Raw genomic sequence first — 21,977 nt, forward strand, 5'->3', positions numbered from 1 at the left:
AAGAAAAAATCCTTAGAAGTTCATGTTCCCACTTGTTCCACTGCTTTTTCAAGGGTCTCACGAAGGTTTTGGATCTGTTTTTGTAGTCTTCCGACCAAATCTTCATTCGTTGTAAAGGACACCGTTTCTTCCGCCATGGACTTACGATCGAGGATTGTGATCTCACCTTTTTCCAAAAACCCTTTTCCGAGCGTGAGTCGGATGGGGAATCCAATGAGTTCCGAATCTTTGAATTTAAAACCGGGGCCAAGATCGCGGTCATCCCAAAGGACTTCAATCCCAGCCGCCACCAAAGCCAGGTAGATCGATTCAATTTTTGCTATATCTTCTGGGTTTTTGGCAATGCTCACCAAACAAACAGTAAATGGTGCAATCGAAACTGGCCAATAAATCCCTTTGTCATCATTACATTGTTCGATGACAGTTGCCATACAACGATTCACGCCAATTCCGTAACAACCCATAGTGGTTGTTGTGGCTTTCCCTTTATCATTCAAAACAGTAATATCAAATGCTTTGGAATATTTTTGGCCTAATTTAAAAATATGACCCACTTCAATTCCCTTTTCGGCAGTAAGGCCATTCCCACAATTCGGACAAGGGTCTCCCACTTGTGCTTGGGAAACATCGATTTTGGTTATTTCTTCCTCTTTAAAAAAGGAATTTAGTCTAACACCCGCTACATGATAATCCACTTCATTGGCGCCAGAAATATATTCAAAGTTCCAATCAATCAGAGAATCAATCACGATTTTTAGATTTTCTGATTTAGGAAACCCAGGGCCAATAAAACCAGGAACCAAACCTAAGTTTTCCATCTCTTTGGGACCCATTGGCCTTAGTTCATTACAACCCAAATGATTTTTTAATTTGTTTTCATTGAGCTCACGGTTTCCTTCTAAAAAAACAAGGACATAGGCTCCGTCAGCCCAAAGAGCGACAGCCTTTAGTAAATTCTCTTCCTTTGTTTTGATAAACTCCGCTACTTCCGAAATTGTTTTCTTTGCGGGAGTATGGATTTTATCTTTTCCAGCAAACGCTTGTTTGTTTACCTTTGGATCATGAATGACAGGAGTTTTTTCTATATTTCCTGAATATTGGCAAGAAGGACAAATGGTAAGGGTTTCTTCTCCAATGGGAGACACTACCATAAATTCTTCAGATGCAGATCCACCCATATTCCCCGAATCCGCTTGCACAGGGATCGTGGAAAGTCCCATCCCCGCAAAAATCCTTCGGTAGGTTTTACGCATAGTTTGATACGTTTTATCCAAAGATTCATCATCTAAATGAAAAGAATAAGCGTCCTTCATTGTAAATTCACGAGAGCGAATCACTCCGAAGCGAGGGCGAATTTCATCTCGAAACTTAGTATGGATTTGGTAAACATTAATCGGAAGATCTTTATAAGAACGAACCATTGGTTTCACAAGAACACAAAAGGATTCTTCATGAGTGGGACCAAGACAACTTTCATTGTCATGACGATCTTTCAAACGAAACATCTCTTTCCCCATTTTATCCCAACGACCTGATTCTTTCCAAATTTCACTCGGAGTTAAAATCGGAAGTTGGAATTCTAAAGCACCAGCCCTGTCCATTTCGGAGCGAACAATGCCTTCAATTTTTTTTAAGATACGAAGCCCTAAAGGTAAATAAGAATAAAGCCCCGCAGCAGACTTACGAATGAGCCCCGCCCTCGTCATTAATTTATGAGAGGCAACAACGGCATCTTGGGGATCTTCTTTTGCAGTAGGAATTAAATAGGAACTAGCTTTCATCGACCTTTTCTCTTTTATCTATATACAGTTTAATTTATTAAAATTTAGAAAATACGCATCACATCATTAAAGGAAACATAAAGCCCAAGTCCAATGAGAAAGAAAAACCCTAATCGGAAGATGGCTTCGATTGCTTTTCTAGGGAGTGGCCTACCTGTCACTGCCTCATAAGCATACAGTACAATATGTCCACCGTCAGCCATCGGAATAGGAAGTAGATTCATTACCATCAGAGCGAGAGAAATTTTGGCAACAAAGTCAAGATAAGTCACCCAACCATATTCCAAACTAATCCCTGCGATTTGTACAATCCCAATAGGACCAGAAAGGTTTTCTTTCGGGGAAAGAAGTCCAGAAAACAACATCCCTATTCCTTTTAGAGTTGTGGATACATTTTCATAGACTTTATTCGAAGCACCAACTAGCGATGAGTATACGGTAGATTCTTTCTGTAACTTTTCTGCTTCAAATTTCATGGAAGCACGAAAACCCAAAAGCCCAATGGGTTTCAGGTTTACGTCTGCAGAATATTTCATATTTCCAATCCAGATATCCTTTCTACCTGAAGATTGTTTTAAGTATTCAGAAAACAATTCCGCTTTTTCAAAGGTTTTATCTTCGATTTTTAAGTTGGATAACCGGTTTTCAATTTCTGAATCATAACTATCCAACCGAAAATAAGGGATCCCAAGTTCAGCAAACTTGGGATGACGAATATCCCAAAATTCAAAGACATTCGCACCTAACACAGGAATTTGAATGGTAACTGTTTCCGTCGCCCAAGGAGTGAGGAGTGGATACGTTTTTCTTTCTACCACAACAGGAATTGTTTTCCCTTGGTGTTTTCCAAGTTCCGTTTGTAATTCAGGAACGGTATGAACATCGACACCGGCTACCTGCAAAATCATATCGCCGTCTTTCAAAAAAGACAAAGCGCGCCTACGAAGAGATTTTTCTCGTTCTTGAATTTCCCTTTGTTTGAGTAACTCTTCCGGAATCTCATCCTTTCGTTCTTCAATTTTTTCTTGGAAGTAAACAGAAGACTTGTCATCACGATCCAGGAGATTCGCTATAAAATGACTGAGTTGTTCCCCATAAGTAAAGGTGGCCACCACCCTTCTTTCTCCAAAAGGCATCACACCAATCGTGGGGTGTCCCCCTGCCGAATATAGATTAGGAATCACCTGTACGGTTTTTATTTCTTTCTCTCTTTGATAAGAAACAGTAACCGGGTCACCTGAAGTCAAACTTACATTCGTAAAAATATCTTCAAAACTTTCCGTAGATTTCCCATTGATGGATACAATTTGATCCCCAGTGCGAAGTCCTGCCGTATAAGCTGGGCTGGACACTTTGTTCGCATCTTCAATAAAAATACGATTGGAAGAAGGGCTATCTCCTGATAACTCCAAAATAAATAATAAAACAAAACCGAGTACTAAATTGGCAAATGGACCACCGAGAACTGGGATCATACGACGTAATGGAGGAGTTGCCAACAAATCCCCTTGTTTTGGTTTTTTGTTTTTGCTATAGTCATCTCCGCGGAAAAGAACGTAACCACCAATAGGGATGGCTGTAATTTGGTAGATGGTTTTACCAATTCTCTTTTTCCAAATCCCCTTTCCATAACCTAACGAAAATATACGAGCCTCTACACCAACCAACTTTCCACATAAAAGGTGCCCCAATTCGTGAATAAAAATAGAAACCGCCAACATAAATACGGCGCCAAACACCATTATAATCATGGAGTCACTCCTCCTTTAACAAATTCTCTTTGGATGAATTCACGGGTTTCCCTGTCTTTTTCTAAGTATCCTTCCAAATCCTCTGGGAATGAATTTGGAATTTGATTTAACGCAGATTCGATTAACTTAGGTATGGCGGTAAAAGAAATTCTTTCTTCTAAAAATAAAGCCACAGCTTCTTCATTTGCCGCATTGAACACAGAAGGTGCCGTTCCCCCTGCCCTTCCCGCTTGGTAAGCCAATGTAAGACCTGGATAACGGTTTAAATCTGGCGGAAAGAACTCTAATGTTTTCCAAGTAGCAGGTTTTCTTTCGATTAACATTTTGGGAGTTGGGGTCGGATAGAATAATGAATGAGCAATGGGATAAACCATATCGGGATGGCTTGTGTATTGCAAACAAGCTCCATCCAAAGTTTCAATGATTCCATGTGTGAGTGATTGCGGATGAATCACCACTTCAATCTCGTCATAGGAAAATCCAAATAAAAAGTGAGCTTCAATCACCTCTAGACCTTTATTGATAAGGCCAGCGGAATCCACCGTAATTTTTGGGCCCATGGACCAAGTTGGATGATTTAATGCCTGTTTTACGGAAACATGTTCCAATTCTTCTAAAGGAAGGGTGCGAAAACTCCCCCCCGAAGCAGTAAGCGTGATGGCCCGAATATTAGATCTTTTTTCTTTTTCAATGAGTTGAAAGAGTGCATTGTGTTCGGAATCAACAGGAACCATCAGAGTTCCATATTTTACTACCAAACGATTGATGAGTGGCCCAAAAGTAACTAAAGTTTCTTTATTGGCGATGGCGATTTTTTTTCCAGCTTCGATGGCAGCAATGGTTGGTCTTACCCCACGCGCACCCACAACAGCAGTGACTACACCTTCCACAGAAGAAAGTGTTACTAAATTAGAAAGAGAATCTTCCCCATAAAGAATGGAGGTGGATTTGTACTTAGAACCCAAAGCCCCCTCTAACTTAGAATCGGTGATGGAAACCACTTCCGGGGAAAATTCCTCGATCAGAGACTTCGCAAGTTCTAGGTTGGAATGAACAGAAAAACTACGTAGCGAGAAAGATTCTTTAAATTGGCGAAGTACCTTAACGGTAGAAGAGCCAACAGAACCAGATATTCCTAATACGGATACTCCAACCATGCAACTCTTAGACCGTTCTCAGGAAGAGAATCAGACCGCGTAACCGAGAATTCCCTTAAATAGGAAATAATAATAAATGACAGGAACGGTGAAAAGAAGAGCATCTGCTAAATCGAGAACCCCACCATGGCCCGGAATCAAACTTCCTGAATCTTTGATTTTGGCATCACGTTTCATTGCAGACTCTGCCAAATCTCCCATCACAGAAATCACCGAGACAACAAAAGCAAGAACCACCGATTCCAAAATCCCGACCGGCAACTTCACACCGCCAAAATGTTCCCAAGTTAAGTTTAGAATTTGTACGCCCACAACTGCCGTGATATTTCCTGTCACATAACCCTCCCAAGTTTTTTTGGGAGAGATCTTAAGACCGGCAGGATGTTTTCCAAACCAACGACCGCCAAAATAAGCACCGGCATCACTCATAAAAGTAATCACAGATACTAAAAAGATATAATAGGCTCCAAAAGGAAATGCGAGGAGGAGTAAAAAATGTCCGATAGGAATTGCTAAGTAAATCGGGCCAAGGATCGTAGAACTTGCAGAAAATAAAGCACCATCTAACGGACGCTTGAGAATCTGAAGAATCCAAACGGTAATCGAAAGTGCGATGAGTAAAAAAGAAATCGGATGGAATCCTTCTCTTAAAACTTTAGACAATTCCAATACAAATGCAGGTGGAGTGACTTCAAACTGCATTCCTAAAAATTGAATGTAGTATACTGTAAAAATCAAAAGTGAGAAGATAAGCCCTGTTCCGAAAAAAGGTTTGGAATCCTCTCTTTTGCAGAATGCATAAAGTTCTTTTAATCCGAGGTAGATCGTAACACAACCAAACAAATAAAATTCGAGGTAATACCAAGAACTATGGAAGATCATAAACACATAGACAAAGGTCAGTACAATTGCAGATAGGATACGGAGTGTTGTCTCACTCATAACAAACCACCAAATTTACGTTTTCGGGAATCAAAAAAAAGAAGGGCTTCCTCCAAAGAGGTTCTTCCAAAGTCCGGCCAAAGTGTATTTGTAAAATACATTTCAGCATACGCACTTTGCCATAAAAGGAAATTGGAAATCCTTTGTTCTCCCGCAGTTCTGATCAATAAATCTACTGGTGGCAAAGGGGATGTATACAAATATTTTTCAAATTCTTTGGGGCTGATCGGTTTGTCCAAGGCCTCTTTTTTGGACTTCCGCACTGCCATAATCCGAGAAAAGTTACTTAGGATCTCTTCGTGCCCACCATAATTCAAACAAAAGTTAGCAGTGAGCTTTTTGTTCTTCTTTGTGACCGACATAGCATGGTCAATTTTTGCGAGAACAGTTTTAGATAGTTTATTTCTCGCTCCACTGTGATGAATCCGAATCCCTTTCTCGTGGATGGTATCGAGGCGAGTTTCAATAAATTCAACTAACAAACCAAAGATGGCTTGGATTTCGGTGATGGGGCGTTTCCAGTTTTCTGTAGAAAACGCATAAAGAGAAATGTTGGGGATTTTATATTCCAAAGCCACATCCAAAAGGCGATCGATCGCGTTCGCCCCTTCTCTATGGCCCTCGGTTCTTTTTTTCCCCTGGCTTTCCGCCCACCTTCCATTTCCGTCCATGATGACAGCAATGTGCGCGGGGATTGTATTCAACTTCATAGGAAATTAAAGAGTGGTGATCTCTTTTTCTTTTTCCTTTTCCAAATCTCCCAATTTGGCTATGTAAGAATCCGTAATTTTTTGGATTTTGTCCTGGTGGCCTTTTAGTTCATCTTGAGACATTTCAGCCTGATGTTTTTTCAACTCATCATTGGCATCACGACGGATGTTACGAATCGCAACTTTTTTTTCTTCGGATTTTTGTTTGACCACTTTTGCGAGTTCTTTTCGTCTTTCTCCTGTTAGCTCAGGGATATTGATACGAATGCTAGAACCATCGTTGTTAGGTGTAAGACCAAGGCTTGCTGCAAAAATTGCTTTTTCGATGTCCTTTAGCATACCCTTTTCAAAAGGAGTGATGAGAATCATTCTAGGTTCTGGACAAGCAATTTTACCAAGTTGATTTAGAGGAGTGAGTGTTCCGTAATAGTCGACTCTTACATCTTCTACCATCATCGGACTTGCTTTCCCTGTACGAATCGTACCAAAATCTTTTTTCAAAGCATCAACAGTTTTGTCCATTTTGGACTGCATGGATTTTATAATTTCATCTACCATCTAGAATCACTTCCTCTGAATTGGAGATGAGTGTACCAATAGGTTCCCCATCGATTAATTTTCTTAAATTTCCTGCCTTAAAAATATCAAACACGATGATGGGCATATTATTGTCCATACAGAGACTAAGAGCAGTAGAATCCATCACCTTTAGGCGGTGTTTGATAGACTCCATAAAAGAAACCTCTAAGTAACGTTTTGCACTTGGATCTTTTTTAGGATCCGCAGTGTACACACCGTCTACTTTTGTGGCTTTGAGGATGACTTCACATCCTACTTCCACTGCACGAAGTGAGGCAGTTGTATCCGTTGTGAAATACGGATTTCCTGTCCCACCCGCAAATATAATAACACGATTTTTTTCTAAATGGCGAACCGCACGTCTACGAATATAAGGTTCTGCAACAGATTTCATTTCGATAGCAGAAAGAACTCGGGTAAACATCCCTTGTTTTTCACATGCATCTTGTAAGGCGAGACCATTCATAATGGTGCCAAGCATTCCCATGTAGTCTGCTGTCGCTCGTTCCATTCCGGACTTTGCTAAAGTTTCTCCACGGATCATATTCCCACCACCGACAACCACAGCAACTTCGAGACCTAAGTCATGAACTTCCTTAATTTGACCAGCAAGTGAAAATGTTTTATTGGTATCAATACCAAGTTCACCCTCGCCGGCAAGAGCCTCGCCGGAGAGTTTGATAAGAATTCTTTTGAAACGCGGACTAGTTCCCACCTACTTGGAACCTCGAGAACCTACCAACAGTAATGTTCTCTCCAAATTTCGCAATGGCTTCTTGGAGAAGGTCATTGATGGTTTTGGAGTTGTCGCGAATCGATTTTTGGTGAATGAGACAAATCTCTTCAAAGTATTTTTTCATTTTACCTGGAAGGATTTTTTCGATTTGGTCTGCCTTTTTCCCTTCTTTTTCAAGAAGTGCTTTTTGCACACTCATCTCGTTGTCAATTTCTGATTTAGGGATGGACTCTTCATTTACATAAAGTGGGTTCATCGCAGTGATTTGAAGAGCGATCTCTTTTCCAAGAGCTTCGAACGCTTCGTTATTTGCTACGAAGTCAGTTTCACAGTTAAGTTCCACAAGAACTCCTGTTTTCCCTGTTCCGTGAATGTAAGCGATGACCTTTCCTTCACCAGTTTCACGACCAGCACGTTTCGCTGCTTTCGCTAAACCTTTTTCTCTTAAATAAGTAACTGCTTTTTCAATATCGCCACCCTTTTCTTCGAGGGCTTTTTTGCAGTCCATCATCCCCGCGCCAGTACGTTCGCGGAGATCTTTGATTTGTTCGGAGCTAACTGCCATTACTCTTTTCCTTCTGTAGCTTCAACTTTTACTTCTGCTTTTTTTGCAGCATCCGCATCCACAGGGATGTCTTTTGCCACTGGAGGAAGTTCATCGTCCATGATGAATTTTCCAGACTCATCATACTCACCTTGGTATTCAAGTGCAAGTTGTTCTGCGTCCATATCTTCAGCAAAATTAGTTTGGATGACTTCTCCACCAGTTCCTTCGAGAACAGCATTTGCCATTGTATCGAGGAATAAAGAAATCGCACGAATCGCATCATCGTTACCTGGAATTGGGTAATCGATTGGTTCTGGATCACAGTTAGTATCAATCACTGCGAACACTTTCAAACCGAGTTTTTTTGCTTCTTTTACTGCAATTTCTTCTTTTTTAGGATCAATTACGAAAAGGATTTCAGGCACAACTGCCATATCCTTAATCCCACCAAGTGTTTGGCGGAGTTTTTCTAATTCGCGTTTGAGTGAAAGTGCTTCTTTTTTAGTTCTAGCTTCTTGTTCGAAAGAGTTGTTCTCTTCCATTTGCTCTAGTTTTTTCAAACGAGCAATTGACTTCTTTACTGTATTCCAGTTAGTTAAAAGCCCACCTAACCAACGGTTAGATACATAGTACATACTGCACGCTTGTGCTGCTCTTTCAATGGCGCCACGAGCTTGTTTTTTAGTTCCTACAAAAAGAACCTTCTTACCTTGACCGGTAAGTTTTTTCAAAGCATCATAAGCTTCTTTTGTTTTTTGAACCGTCTTTTGAAGGTCGATGATATGGATTCCGTTACGAGCAGTATAAACATACGGGCTCATTTTTGGATTCCAACGACGTGTTTGGTGACCGAAGTGTACGCCTGCTTCTAGCAGACTCTTCATGGAAATTACTGACATAGTTACCCCTTTTTTAATGCGAGATATCCAGACGCTACAAGACCAACGATACTTGCAGGGGTTAGCTGGAACTCGACTTTAATTATGTAAAGCTCGAGAGATACTGGTGATTCGAACAAAAACCGAGAGAGGTATGTAGTGCCAAGAAGTCGGTCAAGGACCACTCCAGCCACAGCTCCCGCCATCAGTCCCAAAAAAAGTACGAGAAGCAGGTTCCCGATTTGGGTTTTGTTCATCCAAAAGCACCTTTGTCAAGCTTTCCTGTCAGGATTTGGAATTTAGGCAGATTGTCAAGGGGAAAGGCATCGGAAGGTTCTGAAATGGCCTGCTTGGTTCCCATTTCGCCAAAAAACCACACGAGAACCGTCTTCTTTGGGCGCCCCCAATCCCCAGGCTTTCATAAGTCCCACAAAAAAAGGAACGGGCTCACTCCGGGGTCCGCCTTCGCTCCCGTCTGCCAAAAGGCAGACCAAGCCCTGCGGATCCCTGGCGCAGGGACTTACCATTCCCTAGAATCAAGAGTCAAAAGTGTCGTTTTGATATCGATGACACAGATGGTATCATAAAATCCTTCTTCGTTTACCATAGGTTCGAAAAATTCCACAATCACTAACAAGGGAGACTCGAGGTACTGATGGACCTATTCCCCACACACGTGGGGTTGAGCCGGGAGGTTAAACCAATGTGGCTCTGCCATTCGAATTACACACCTAACAAAGAAGAAGAATAGATAAAAAATAAGTTGCGAATGTACTAAAGCAAATAACTATATAAATCAATGCTTCGATCCATCACCTTATTTCTGTTTTGCTTTCAAAACTGCATTTTTGGACCTAGTTTCCATGGATTGGGCAATATGAGTTCCGCAGGTAGTAACCACCGAGTTTACTATGATGAAAAAACAGGTAATTTTGAAACCATCGCGAATTTCAGAGGGAATATCATCAAACTGGGAACTGTAGTTGTTGATGAAACCAAAAATATAGACCCAAACTTAAAGAAAAAAAGAATTTGCGAAACTACTGATATAGATTTGGTTAAAACTTTTGATCTGATCGACGAACGAATCATTGTCGCAGTTTATGAATCCTCTGGTTTTATATGTATCGAATACTATTAATCATTTTCCTTAGCTTTTTGTTCGCTTGCACAAACCACAATTCCTTCCGACAAATCAGCTTTGATAAAAAATATCACTCAACAACCAAACGTTTGCCTTTTATTGGATCTGCTTGTGCTCCAAGACATTTTTTCCCACATGACTATTTCAAACACCTCTCAATGATTAAAATTTGGGAAGATGGTGCGTATAGAACCACCAATTTATCAAAAGAACCGTTCGATATCATTGAAGATCTAAGAATTTATCAATCCTATGATTACCTTTGGATGTTATTCTTTGTTCCGTTTTTTGAAAAATACGACTGCGACCAATACCATATCACAGGTTATTTGGTCTATTTTGATCATCCATCCAAACAAAAGTTATACTCAAAACTCCAAACCGAAAAGGGAAAACAACAACCCGACCTCCCGATGATGGTGGTCCGGGAATACAACTTGATGGACTCCGAAATCCTTTCCCAAAAGAAAGAAGAACAAAAAGAAAAACCCCGAGCTTACACCGCACCTGACCCCAAAGCTCCATTTTCCAAAATTAGAATCTGGGAACCCAAACCGAAGTTAGAAATTGTTAGTTTACCCGATGTAAGGCTTGTCGATTCCTGTTTAGAATTTCCTTATGAATGTGCCACAGACCCCAATTATATTGGAGAAATTCGACTCAGAACTAAAGCGGATCAAAAACAGAATTCAAATCCTGATGGTTTTTCAAAAATATTTCTGTCCAAAGTCCAATCGAAAATCGATACCACCTATTTTGGTTGTTATTGTCGAAAAGAAACTAACCTGTCCATCTACGAGAACTGTCCCATTGATTCGTATGGCCTAGATTCTGTTTGCAAATCCAAATACGATTGTTTGGAAAAATCCAGTGAATTAGATACAACAAATGGTTTAAACAAAAATCAATGTACGAAAAAATTCAAAGAGGATTTATTCAAGCTCATAAAAACAAAGGAATCCAAAGACAAAATCCACCAAGGGAAGGAGAATTTCGAAAGAATGATTTACTATACTAAAAAACTTTGGGCTTTGGAAATCTTAAAGAATGAAAGTCCATAAATACAAAAGACCATTATGATTACCATCTCGGAAATTTTTATGCTTAGATCCTTGATGACTGGGAAACGAATTCGGCGAATATCTTGTTTCAAAGTAAGTTTGCTAACATAAAAATAAAACGAACTTATACATTGCAACACAGTCTAATAAGTTTACAGAAATATAAAAACGCAAGATAAAGGAAAATTTTTTAATCCATTATTCCCTTGCAATACTCTTTCTAAATGTTTGAGTGTTCTTATGAGACTGATACTTGTATCCAATAGATTACCAGTACAGTGGGACGGAACACCGAGCGTTGGTGGACTAGCAACCGGCCTTTCTAGTTTCTTGTCACATTGGAAATCACAGGGAAACGAAGTCCTTTGGGTAGGTTGGCCCGGCAAAAGCATCCCAGAAAAAGAACAGAAAAAGTATTCTGAACAAATGGAAAAAGAATATGGGACCATTCCTGTTTTCTTAAAACAAAAGTTAGCTGACTCCTTTTACAACGGGTTTTGTAACAAAACAATCTGGCCACTCTTCCACTATTTTACAGCTCATTGTGAATATTCGGATCTCACCTTCCAATCTTATGAGGAAGCAAACGAAGAATTTGCTCAAACCGTAGCTAAGATTTATCAACCAGGCGACTGGGTCTGGGTTCATGATTATCATCTCTTTTTATTACCAGGCTTGTTACGAAATTTTTTCCCAAATATTTTTATTTCCTTCTTTTTACATATTCCTTTTCCTACTTTCGAAATCTTTCGATTGATGCCAGAAAGGTTCCGAACCAAAATACTAAATGGATTACTTGGCTCAGACCTAATTGGATTTCACACACAAAGTTACACTCAATATTTCCTTAGAACTTTACTCAGATGTTTAGGAATAGAAAACGAAAGAGGTGTAGTTTACCACCAAAATCACCTAACAAAAACAGGTGCATTTCCAATGGGAATCAATGTGGAACAATTTTCCAATTATGCAAAATCCAAAGAGTGTGCAGAAATTGCCAATTCCATTAACAGAAACCATAAAGACCTTAAACAAATTCTTTCTGTTGACCGACTCGATTACACCAAAGGTGTTTTACAAAGATTAAATGCCTTCGACCTATTTTTGAAAGAAAATCCCCATTGGATTCGTAAATGCAAATTTGTCCTCGTACTCGTTCCTTCTAGAACCGATGTGTCCTCCTACCAATCAATGAAAAGAGCCATCGATGAAAAAGTGGGATCCATTAACGGAATTTACGGAACTTTAGATTGGACTCCAATACTGTACCAATATAAGGGATTCCCTTTTGAAGAACTAGTTCCACTTTATAAAAATACTCATGTGATGCTTGTCACACCATTTCGAGATGGAATGAATCTTGTAGCAAAGGAATTTTTGGTTTCACAAGACTCAGGGATGTTAGTGCTCAGTGAAATGGCGGGTGCATCCGCAGAACTCCCTGAAGCCATCCTCGTCAATCCAAATGACTTAAAGAGTATATCCGAAGCAATTCGAGAAGCCATCGAAATGCCAAAAGAAGAAATCCAAAACCGTAACCAAATTATGATCAAAAGACTCTCAGAGAATTCTGTGAAAGATTGGGCAGAAAAAATCTTTCACGAAACAGAAGAGGCTGCTACAAAGAATTTATCATTTCAAACCAAGTCTATTTCCCCAAATTCGGAGCAACTCTTACCAAATGCAAACAAACCTATATTCATAATATTTGATTATGATGGGACTTTAGTTCCCTTTCAGTCCCTGCCTCATCTAGCAATACCTTACCCAGAATTAATCGAAAACTTCAAAAAACTCTTAAGTTTAAAAAATGTAACAATCGCTATTATCAGCGGAAGAGATAGAACCTTCTTAGAAAATCATTTTGGCGATTTTCCCATCCATCTAGTCGCAGAACATGGAGCATGGCACAAACCACCAAACATTCAAAACTGGAATTCTTTATTTACTTCTTCTGGTGAATGGAAATCTCAAATACTCAATCACTTAAATGAATTCACAAAACGAGTTCCCGGTTCTTTTACTGAAGAAAAAGATTTTTCACTAGTATGGCATTTCAGAAACGCTGATCCCGATATCGGGCTAAATGCCGCAAGAGAAATGTTAGATGAACTCTCACAAGTGTCTTCTAATAGCGGATTTTTTGTGCAGAGAGGAAATAAAATTATAGAAGTTCGAGAGTATGGAACAGGAAAAGGCAAAGCAGCTTTAAAAATTTTACCTAATGATGATATGAATATATTTATCTTTGGTGATGATGCAACTGATGAAGATATGTTCAGAGAAATGCCTGAACCTGCGATCACAGTCAAAATCGGGAAATCAGAGACCATGGCTAAATATCGATTCAAAAGTCCTAATGAGGTTCAGATTTGGATCAAAAATTTAATCAATTATTTAGAAGGCAAAAATGAAACCCCATAAATACAATTCAGGAATCATTGGAAACGGAAGTTATATTGCACATATAAACACCGATGCCGAAATCGTTTGGCTGTGTTGGCCAAACTTTGATAGTTCACCAATCTTTGGTTCACTACTCGATAAAAAATGTGGAACCTTTTCTATTACTTCTCAATCAAAACAAACCAGTTCCAGACAAACCTATATCGAAAATACAAATATCCTTCAAACAGAAATCCATACCGATTCAGGTTCTTTCGCTGTTATTGACTTTGCGCCAAGATATTACGAAAACGGAGAATTAAAATACAAAAGAAACTTTTATAGGAAAATTGTTCCGTTAGAAGGAAATGTTCAGATAAAAATCGAAATAACTCCAACTTATCACTACGGAGAAAAAACAATAATTCCTAAGGTTTTATCAGATCAAATGATAATCGAAGAACCTGAGTTTACAATTAATATTTTAAGTAATGTTTCCTTAAACCAAATCAATAATGAAAACTTTTTTCATTTAGACAAAACAGTTTATCTTGGATTATTGGAAATTCTTCCCGATGAAGTTCCAATCGAAGATTTGATAGAAAAAGAATTCACGAAAACAAAACTCTATTGGCAAAACTGGGTGAAACATTGTACAATTCCTCACTATGCCGAAAAACAACAAATTCGTTCTGCTTTGTGTTTAAAACTACATCAATTTCAGGATACAGGAGCTATCATCGCAGCTTCCACAACAAGTCTTCCTGAAGCGCCTAACTCTGGTCGCAATTGGGACTATCGTTTCTGCTGGTTACGTGATAGTTTTTATACATTATATGCTTTAACTAATTTGGGACAATTCGAAGAACTCGAAAGGTATTCTAAGTTTATCGGTAAATTAACTCCAGGAGAAAACGGAAGGTTTCAGCCTTTATATAGTATATTCGGGGAATCAATTTTAGAAGAAAAAATTCTAAATTTAGAAGGTTATTTGAATAATGCACCCGTTCGCATTGGAAATTCAGCATATACTCATAAACAAAATGATGCCTACGGTCAAATTTTGTTATCATTGGTACCACTCTATTTAGATGAAAGAATCCCTGAGAAAAACCGATTTCACAATTTAAACTTGATCAAAAACATTTTAGACAAAATTGAACTGACAATGTCAGAACCAGATGCAGGTCTCTGGGAATTTCGAAATTTTTCACAAAAACATTGTTATACTTTTTTATTCCATTGGGTAGGTGCCAAAGCAGCTAGAGAAATTTTTCTACGACTAGGAGAATCAGAACTACAAACAAAAGCAGAATCTCTAATGCAAGCTGCGGAAATTAATTTAGAATCTTGTTTTGACTTTGAGTTGGGATGTTACACGCAAGCATTTGGAAAAAAAGATTTAGATGCCAGCCTTTTACAACTCATCACTCTCGGTTATTTAGATCCAAAATCGGAAAAAGCAAAATCTCATCTAGCAGCAATTGAAAAAAATCTAAAAACGAAAGAAGGATTTTTATATCGGTATCTGCACAGTGATGACTTTGGAAAACCAGAAACTACATTTTTAGTTTGCACTTTTTGGTACATTGAAGCTTTGGCATGTATGGATCGACTGGAAGAAGCAACTAACCTGTTTGACAAAGTGAATGAACATGCCAATCATTTAGGACTATTTAGCGAAGATATAGACTCTAGCACTGGAAACCAATGGGGAAATTTTCCGCAGACATATAGTCATGTGGGTTTAGTGAATGCCGCTCATAAGCTGTCTCAGAAAAAAACGAAAAGTTTGTTTTGGTAAAAGGAATTGATGTTTTTCTTTCACGGACATTTGTGTAATATTGGTACAGATTGTAACCTAAAATCTAAGGAGATCACCTAGCGCTAGTGATCCCCGGAAGACTACGAAAGTAATCAAAACACTAGTGAACGCTTTCAACAAGAGGTCACTCAAAGAGTGACAGAAAAAAATCCAACTTACCCATTTCCATGAAAGAAATCAGATTATTTTCTGGACTTAAATTAGAGAATTTTTCTAATTCTATCTATTACACTCCCATATCACCATGAAGACCGAAGACACCATCAGCCTGGAAGAAGCAAAAAAAAGAATCGCTGAATTGGAAAGAAAACTTCAGGAGAAAGAAGAAAATACTTACAAAACCTTCTTCGACCAGGATGAAGAGGCAATCGTTGTTTTTGATACGGAAAGTCGATTGTTCACTGACTGTAATGCAAAACTAACATCCACGTTAGGATTCACGAAAGAAGAATTTACCAAACTATCAGTTATGGACATTAGCCCCAAGTACCAACCAAATGGGCAATTATCAGAAATTCTCGCCAAACACTACATTAGCGAAGGTTTCAAACATGGGAACATTCGTTTTGACTGGGTCCACCTAAATAGTAAAGCAGAAGAAGTTTTTTGCGAAGTGCGTTTATACAACTACTCTACAGCTAATGGCGGGGCCTTTGCCAGAGCAGTCATCCAGAAGAAGGATCAGGTTGTACAACTACAAAAACAATTAGAACAAAAAGAGAAACTCCTCTCTAAAGTAACACAAACTCTTCCAGGGATCATTTACATCCAGTCCATGGGTACTAATGAATTTCTCTTTTTAAACAATACGCTCGAAACACAATTGGATTATAAAGTTGATTCCGTTCTCGATTTTGATTTTTTAATCGAACACATTCTTTATCCTGATGATGTTCCGCTGATTGAAGAACATGCCAAACGAATGTTATTAGAAAAAAATACAGAGATTTATGAAATTGACTTCAGAGTTTTTCATCATAACAGGAACATTCATTGGCTTCGTGTTTGGGAAACAAATTTTTCTTTTAATGCAGAGGGAGTTCCCACAGAAGTACTCGGAATCGCACAAGATATTACTAGTATCAAAAATCTCGAATTGAATCTGAAAAAACAAAACGAACTGAGCGAAGAAATCCGCCGCACATCTAAATCAGGAGTTTGGGAATGGACGATAACAACGGATGAAATGTTTTGGACCCCGGACCTTTATTTTTTACTCGGAACAGATCCCGAAACTTTAAAACCAACCAAACAAACATTAATTGAATTTTTTACTGCAGAATCACGCCAATCCATAACGAATGCCCTCACACAAGCAGAGTTAAACAATGAACCTTTTGATTTAGAATTGGAAATGTCAGCTCAAACAAAGTTTTGGGTTCGTATCCAGGGAAGAACCTTCGAAAATTCTAGTTCTATGAAAAAAATCATAGGAAGTATCGAAAACATCAACGATTCCAGACAGAAAAGAATCGAACTTTTAGAAAATGAACTTCGATTCCATAAAGTTGCTGACCAAACAGGACTAATCATTTATGATTATGATGTTTCTAGTGGAAAAATTAAATGGGATGGTGCCATTAAATCAGTATTAGGTTATGAAAAAGGAGAATTCAACCAAGTAGATATTGATGGTTGGGAAGACCTCATTCATAAAGAAGATCGTTTGTATACAATCCAAGCATTAAAAGAATCTATTGCGACTCGCACTCCTTACAGAGCTTACTATAGAATTAGAAGAAAAGATGGTTCCTTTGCCCCGATCGAAGAAAGAGGTGCATTTTTATCCAAGGATCTTTCCGAACCGGGCCGGCTTGTTGGTGTATTAGAAAATGTTTCCGCAAGATTAGAGTTTCTTAAAACGATTGAGACCAAAGAAAAAAGATTTAGAAACTTTTACAACTTTGCAAATGAAGCAATTGTCATTACGGAAAACGACAAAATTGTCGATGCCAACCTAGCCTTTCAAAAATTATTCGGTTATGATGACTTTACTGAAATAACAATATCCAGTTTAATCGGCGACCCTCTTTGGATGGGATTGTCTTTCAAAGAAAAAAGTTTTTCGACAGAAGGACATAAAAAAAACGGGATTTCCATTCCCTTACAAATCAATCAAAAGGATTTAGGAGATGGAAGGTATCTCCTATCATTCATAGACCTAACTTCGATCAACGAAGCAGAATCCATTAAACGAGCATTAAACGAAATTCAAGAAAGAAACGATCACATCATTACACAGAAAATAGAACTTGAAAAAGCACTAGAAGAGCTAAGACTCACTCAATCACAACTCATCTTAAACGAAAAAATGGCCTCTTTGGGTCAATTAATAGCAGGAATTGCTCATGAGGTTAACAATCCGCTTGGCGCGATAAAAGCATCAAGTGAACTGATTTTAAATAAAATCAAAGACCAAATTCCAAGGCAAAACGAAATCATTCATTTCCTAAATCAAAAATCAGAAGAAGTAAGGAAAACATACTTCGATTGGCTTTTAAAATCATTTAATACAAAAAACCATCTTCACGGTTCTATTTCGAGAAAACAAAAAAGAATTTTGACCATTCATTTGAATGAACTTGGTTGTAAACACTCGGCAGAAATAGCGGAAGAAGTAATCGATTTAGGAATTCAAGATTCTTTTTCGATGATCGAATCTTTAGTCAAAGAAGAAGACTTTCTGCAATTATTCAATTATGGCTTAGATTTTGTCCAAGCGGCTCAATACCTTCACTCAACCCTTGAGTCCATCCAACGTGTTTCGAAAATATTGTATGCACTTAAAAACTTTGCCCATTTTGATAAGCTAGGTGTTAAAGTGAAGGCTGACCTAATCTCCAATATAGAAACAGTTCTAACACTTTATAATAACCAAATGAAAAACGGCATTACAATCGTCAGAGATTATCCAGAAACTATGCAACTAGTCTATTGTTACCCAGATGATTTAATCCAGGTTTGGACCAATTTAGTTTTTAATGCCATCCAAGCCATGAGTTACAAAGGTAAATTAATAGTGACCGTAAGAGAAAAACGATCAGAAACAAAAGAGATCCCTCTTGTCGAAGTTTCGATAGAAGACAATGGCTGTGGAATTCCTGAAAATATAAAAGAAAGGATATTTGAACCCTTTTTCACCACAAAAGAATTAGGCGAAGGAAGTGGTTTGGGTCTTGATATTGTCAGAAGAGTCATTCTTAAACACAATGGGCATATTGAAGTGAACTCCGTTCCAGGAAAAACCACCTTTACCGTGTTACTCCCAGTTTAAATAGATTGTAGACCAAATCATCAAATTACTTTTTACCAAAAAACACCAAAACAGAAGTGAATGCATCTAAATTGCATCATAAAGAGAGTCTGAAATTATATTTGGCAAACAAAATTTCTGTCAATTTTTTCTTTGCTATTTTCGTAAGCTTACAAATATGAGGCTATGACATTAAAGTCTAAAAGCCCGGCCATTATCATCGCTTCCATTGCTTTTTTATTTTTTATTTTACAAGTTCTGATTCGAGTCGATACCTATTACCTATCCGATCCTCTCGTAAAAATGATCCAAACAGTTTCCCTCTGGAACCAAAATTGGTCAACGGAGGGCATACTTTATCCTGCACGGGACTTAGATCCGCTTTTTCAATTAAGCCCACTCAACGAAGGATTTGTTTTCTTAAATAACGATAGACTCATTGGCCAATATCCAATTGCTTTTACCTCACTATACTCTTTGTTTGGTTTTTTACCCTTTTCTGTTCTTCCCTATTTCAATTTTATTTTTTTATTATTATTTATAAATTTATTATTTAAAAATTCGATTCAAATATCTACCATTATTATTGTATCATTAGGTACGGTTGTTTTTCCTCTGTTAGTCGACTTCTCAGAAAATGGACTGTTTATCATTCTTGCTGGTTATGGATATAGTTTTCTCTTCAAAGCATTTCTCTCAGACAAAAAAAATGATTGGATATTAGGGAATCTCTTCCTTGGATTATCTTTATGGTTTCGATTGGAAGGAATTTTATTCTTTTTTGCTATCCAAGCCACGATTGGATTCATCCAAATATTCATCAAAAAAGAATCAATCATTCAAAATTTCCACCCGGTTCGATATTCTATTTTTATTTTGTTTTTAATAGCTTTTCTTCTTTGGAATACTTTTAGTTACTCACACCCGTTAGGCACAAGACATCTTACAAATTTTGACCATAATGGAAGAACAATCACAGACCAAATTAAAATTTTCTTTTCGATGGTATTCACATATCCAAGACCAGATGGTTGGTCCTTTGGTTTTTTTCTTCACAGCCCCATTTTTTTATATGCAATTGCAAAACTAAGAAAAAAACAAATCCTTGATCATCTAAATCTATTATTCCACCTTTTATCTGCAGTAATTTTTATTATCATCGCAGGTATATCCTCACCAAACGATGGTATCACTTTAACAGGTAGATATTTAGTGGTTACAATATTCCCTCTTTCATTTATCTTAAATGAACAAATGGAAAAACTGAAAACAAAAAAATGGATTCTATATTCTATTTACACATGGATGTTGCTCTGTTCATTCGTTGTTATCCTGATTTTTTATTTTTCAAGTAGTGAACTCAGAAAATTACGTAAAGAACTGTCCAAATTCAACTCCCCTCTCATCGTAACCACAAACGAATTAATCTCAGGCGGATTTGGACTCGAGTTAGTAGATAAAAAAGTAATTTGTGTAAGAAGAGATAACCTACTCGATTATTTTTCTGAAAATCTCAAAAAAAATATGCCAAACGAATTCACTATTTTAACAGTTGAGAAAGAAACAAACTACAATAAAGACGAAAGAAGACTCTTTACATCCATCCTTACAAAATCTGAACAATCTGGATACGATTGTTCCACTGAAGAACGTACGGCGAGAATTTTAGGAAGAAAATGTATCCAATTGAAACAAAAATAATTAAACTCTATTAAATTCAATTGGAATCAGTAGGAAAAAGCGCAAGGGATCGCAGCGTAAATCCTTTACGAAGTAAAGATTGAAGCGGAGAGCCCGGTCGCAGTTCTGCGATGCGCCGAGAAAAATAGCAAAAATGATCCAATATGGATTTTTGTCTTTGGTAAACTATAATGACAAAAGGAGATATTATGGCTTTCCAACAAATCCAAACAGGGATCATTACCGAGAAATTAATCGAAACAAAAACCTTTTACGAAAAATGGTTAGGACTTAGCACTAAATTTGAATCAGATTGGTTTGTTTTACTTTGTTTACCCAACCGCCCAGAAGTAGAACTCGCTATTATGAAACCTAACCAACCACAGGTGAGAAAACCATACTTTCAAATTCCATATCCAGGAAAAGGAATTTGGTTTATTTTCGAATCTAAAGATGTGGAAAAAGAATATATGGAATTGAAACAAAAAAATGCACCGATTGACCTTCCACTCACAACTGAAGAATGGGGTGATGTTCACTTCACTTTGATAGACCCCAATGGAATCGGTATTGATATTGTCCAAGAACGAAATCCAAACTAAAATTTAGAACGACAAATGAATCTAGGCTCTCCTTACTTAGTTTTATACTTAAGTAGGGAAGCATCACTTGTCGCAAACACCGAATCTTTATCCCGTTTGGAACCAATTAGAAGGTAAATTGAATGAAGCCATTGGCCTCAACCAAATTGCTTTTTTCACAGGGTATAGTGACTGGCATTTCCATAGGTTGTTTAAATCCATACAAGGTGAAAATGTAAAAGAATACATAAGAAGACTACGATTAGAAAAAGCAGCTTATGAATTAAAAATCACAAACTTCCCTATTATAGAAATTGCGATGGAAGCAGGATTTTTATCACACGAAGCTTTCTCCAAAGCTTTCAAACGTGTGATGGGATTAACTCCTTCTGAGTTTCGAAAAAAATACCAAAGAAAAAAAGTCAGTCCTAATAAACGAAACCTAACAATACCAGACGGAATTTCTAAATTTGGATTCCAGAAAAAATTGATTTCTTCCTTTTCTATCATCTATGTTCGTCATATCGGAACTTATGAAGAACTACCTGGGCCAATTCCAGGAAGTAAGGAAGTCAAACAAATCCAATCGCTCATACAAAAATGGAATTCAACGAATGCCAACCACAAATGGATAGGTATCAGTCAAGATGATCCAGAAATTTCACCAAAAGGAAAAATTCGATTTGATTTAGGAATCACAGTTGGTCCCATCTCGAACCAACTCCCCGATGGATTTGGAATCCAATCCATAGTTGGTGGGAAGTATTTACAAATTCGATACCAAGGTAAGTACCAAGGTTTACCAAAAGTTTATGATTGGCTAATCAACGAATACCCAAAAACCACAACATTAAAAATAAAGAACCAACCACCTTGGGAATGTTATCTGAACCCTTCTGAAAAAGAGGATGATAAACACATTACGGATATCTATCTTCCGATTGAATGAACTTCATTTCCCTAGTTG

Annotated in this window: 18 protein-coding genes; 8 read left to right on the top strand and 10 right to left on the bottom strand. The window is 37.8% G+C overall.

What is annotated here, in order from left to right; translation table 11 throughout:
• Nucleotides 1-20: 20 nt before the first annotated feature.
• From CH361_RS14970 to CH361_RS15015, 10 genes are read right to left on the bottom strand one after another with little or no spacing between them, the layout of a single operon-like run.
• Nucleotides 21-1,781 carry a proline--tRNA ligase gene (locus tag CH361_RS14970; RefSeq protein WP_100791621.1) on the bottom strand — a complete coding sequence of 587 codons (1,761 nt, stop codon included), beginning with the start codon at nucleotides 1,779-1,781 and terminating at the stop codon, nucleotides 21-23.
• Nucleotides 1,782-1,825: 44 nt separating this feature from the next.
• Nucleotides 1,826-3,532, bottom strand: a complete 1,707-nt coding sequence (locus tag CH361_RS14975) for a site-2 protease family protein (RefSeq protein WP_100791622.1) — start codon at nucleotides 3,530-3,532, stop codon at nucleotides 1,826-1,828.
• On the bottom strand, nucleotides 3,529-4,689 hold the full coding sequence (gene dxr, locus CH361_RS14980; protein WP_100791623.1) for a 1-deoxy-D-xylulose-5-phosphate reductoisomerase: 1,161 nt from the start codon (nucleotides 4,687-4,689) through the stop codon (nucleotides 3,529-3,531). The genes CH361_RS14975 and dxr overlap by 4 nt, the downstream gene beginning before the upstream one ends.
• A 30-nt stretch (nucleotides 4,690-4,719) precedes the next feature.
• Nucleotides 4,720-5,631, bottom strand: coding sequence for a phosphatidate cytidylyltransferase (locus CH361_RS14985; RefSeq protein ID WP_100791624.1), 912 nt, complete (start codon nucleotides 5,629-5,631; stop codon nucleotides 4,720-4,722).
• Complete coding sequence (locus CH361_RS14990) at nucleotides 5,628-6,302, bottom strand: isoprenyl transferase (protein ID WP_425268691.1); 675 nt, start codon at nucleotides 6,300-6,302, stop codon at nucleotides 5,628-5,630. Before CH361_RS14990 ends, CH361_RS14985 begins: the two co-directional genes overlap by 4 nt.
• A gap of 45 nt (nucleotides 6,303-6,347) precedes the next feature.
• The gene (frr, locus tag CH361_RS14995; protein ID WP_100791626.1) at nucleotides 6,348-6,899 is read right to left on the bottom strand and encodes a ribosome recycling factor; all 552 of its coding nucleotides are present in this window, start codon (nucleotides 6,897-6,899) and stop codon (nucleotides 6,348-6,350) included.
• A complete protein-coding gene (gene pyrH, locus CH361_RS15000; RefSeq protein ID WP_100791627.1) occupies nucleotides 6,889-7,635 on the bottom strand; it encodes a UMP kinase in 747 nt (248 codons plus the stop codon). The genes frr and pyrH overlap by 11 nt, the downstream gene beginning before the upstream one ends.
• Complete coding sequence (gene tsf, locus CH361_RS15005; protein ID WP_100791628.1) at nucleotides 7,625-8,221, bottom strand: translation elongation factor Ts; 597 nt, start codon at nucleotides 8,219-8,221, stop codon at nucleotides 7,625-7,627. Before tsf ends, pyrH begins: the two co-directional genes overlap by 11 nt.
• Nucleotides 8,221-9,102 carry a 30S ribosomal protein S2 gene (rpsB, locus tag CH361_RS15010; protein ID WP_100791629.1) on the bottom strand — a complete coding sequence of 294 codons (882 nt, stop codon included), beginning with the start codon at nucleotides 9,100-9,102 and terminating at the stop codon, nucleotides 8,221-8,223. The genes tsf and rpsB overlap by 1 nt, the downstream gene beginning before the upstream one ends.
• A gap of 2 nt (nucleotides 9,103-9,104) precedes the next feature.
• Nucleotides 9,105-9,338, bottom strand: a complete 234-nt coding sequence (locus CH361_RS15015; RefSeq protein ID WP_002974969.1) for a hypothetical protein — start codon at nucleotides 9,336-9,338, stop codon at nucleotides 9,105-9,107.
• Nucleotides 9,339-9,958: 620 nt separating this feature from the next.
• Here CH361_RS15015 and CH361_RS15020 point away from each other — a divergent pair.
• The 8 genes from CH361_RS15020 to CH361_RS15055 all read left to right on the top strand — a co-directional run bounded on the left by CH361_RS15020 (nucleotide 9,959) and on the right by CH361_RS15055 (nucleotide 21,959).
• The gene (locus CH361_RS15020; protein WP_125232072.1) at nucleotides 9,959-10,222 is read left to right on the top strand and encodes a hypothetical protein; all 264 of its coding nucleotides are present in this window, start codon (nucleotides 9,959-9,961) and stop codon (nucleotides 10,220-10,222) included.
• Between the two features lie 17 nt (nucleotides 10,223-10,239).
• Nucleotides 10,240-11,286, top strand: a complete 1,047-nt coding sequence (locus tag CH361_RS15025; RefSeq protein ID WP_244279905.1) for a hypothetical protein — start codon at nucleotides 10,240-10,242, stop codon at nucleotides 11,284-11,286.
• Nucleotides 11,287-11,526: 240 nt separating this feature from the next.
• Complete coding sequence (locus CH361_RS15030; protein WP_100791632.1) at nucleotides 11,527-13,710, top strand: bifunctional alpha,alpha-trehalose-phosphate synthase (UDP-forming)/trehalose-phosphatase; 2,184 nt, start codon at nucleotides 11,527-11,529, stop codon at nucleotides 13,708-13,710.
• Nucleotides 13,697-15,475 carry a glycoside hydrolase family 15 protein gene (locus tag CH361_RS15035; RefSeq protein ID WP_100791633.1) on the top strand — a complete coding sequence of 593 codons (1,779 nt, stop codon included), beginning with the start codon at nucleotides 13,697-13,699 and terminating at the stop codon, nucleotides 15,473-15,475. Before CH361_RS15030 ends, CH361_RS15035 begins: the two co-directional genes overlap by 14 nt.
• A gap of 265 nt (nucleotides 15,476-15,740) precedes the next feature.
• Complete coding sequence (locus tag CH361_RS15040) at nucleotides 15,741-18,770, top strand: PAS domain-containing protein (protein ID WP_100791634.1); 3,030 nt, start codon at nucleotides 15,741-15,743, stop codon at nucleotides 18,768-18,770.
• Between the two features lie 165 nt (nucleotides 18,771-18,935).
• Nucleotides 18,936-20,450, top strand: a complete 1,515-nt coding sequence (locus CH361_RS15045; protein ID WP_100791635.1) for an LA_3751/LA_3752 family putative glycosyltransferase — start codon at nucleotides 18,936-18,938, stop codon at nucleotides 20,448-20,450.
• 188 nt (nucleotides 20,451-20,638) lie between these two features.
• Nucleotides 20,639-21,031, top strand: coding sequence for a VOC family protein (locus CH361_RS15050; protein ID WP_100791636.1), 393 nt, complete (start codon nucleotides 20,639-20,641; stop codon nucleotides 21,029-21,031).
• A 67-nt stretch (nucleotides 21,032-21,098) separates the two neighbouring features.
• The gene (locus CH361_RS15055) at nucleotides 21,099-21,959 is read left to right on the top strand and encodes an AraC family transcriptional regulator (RefSeq protein ID WP_100791637.1); all 861 of its coding nucleotides are present in this window, start codon (nucleotides 21,099-21,101) and stop codon (nucleotides 21,957-21,959) included.
• The last annotated feature ends 18 nt before the right edge of the window (nucleotides 21,960-21,977 follow it).

The sequence above is a fragment of the Leptospira brenneri genome, assembly GCF_002812125.1.
GTDB lineage: Bacteria > Spirochaetota > Leptospiria > Leptospirales > Leptospiraceae > Leptospira_A > Leptospira_A brenneri.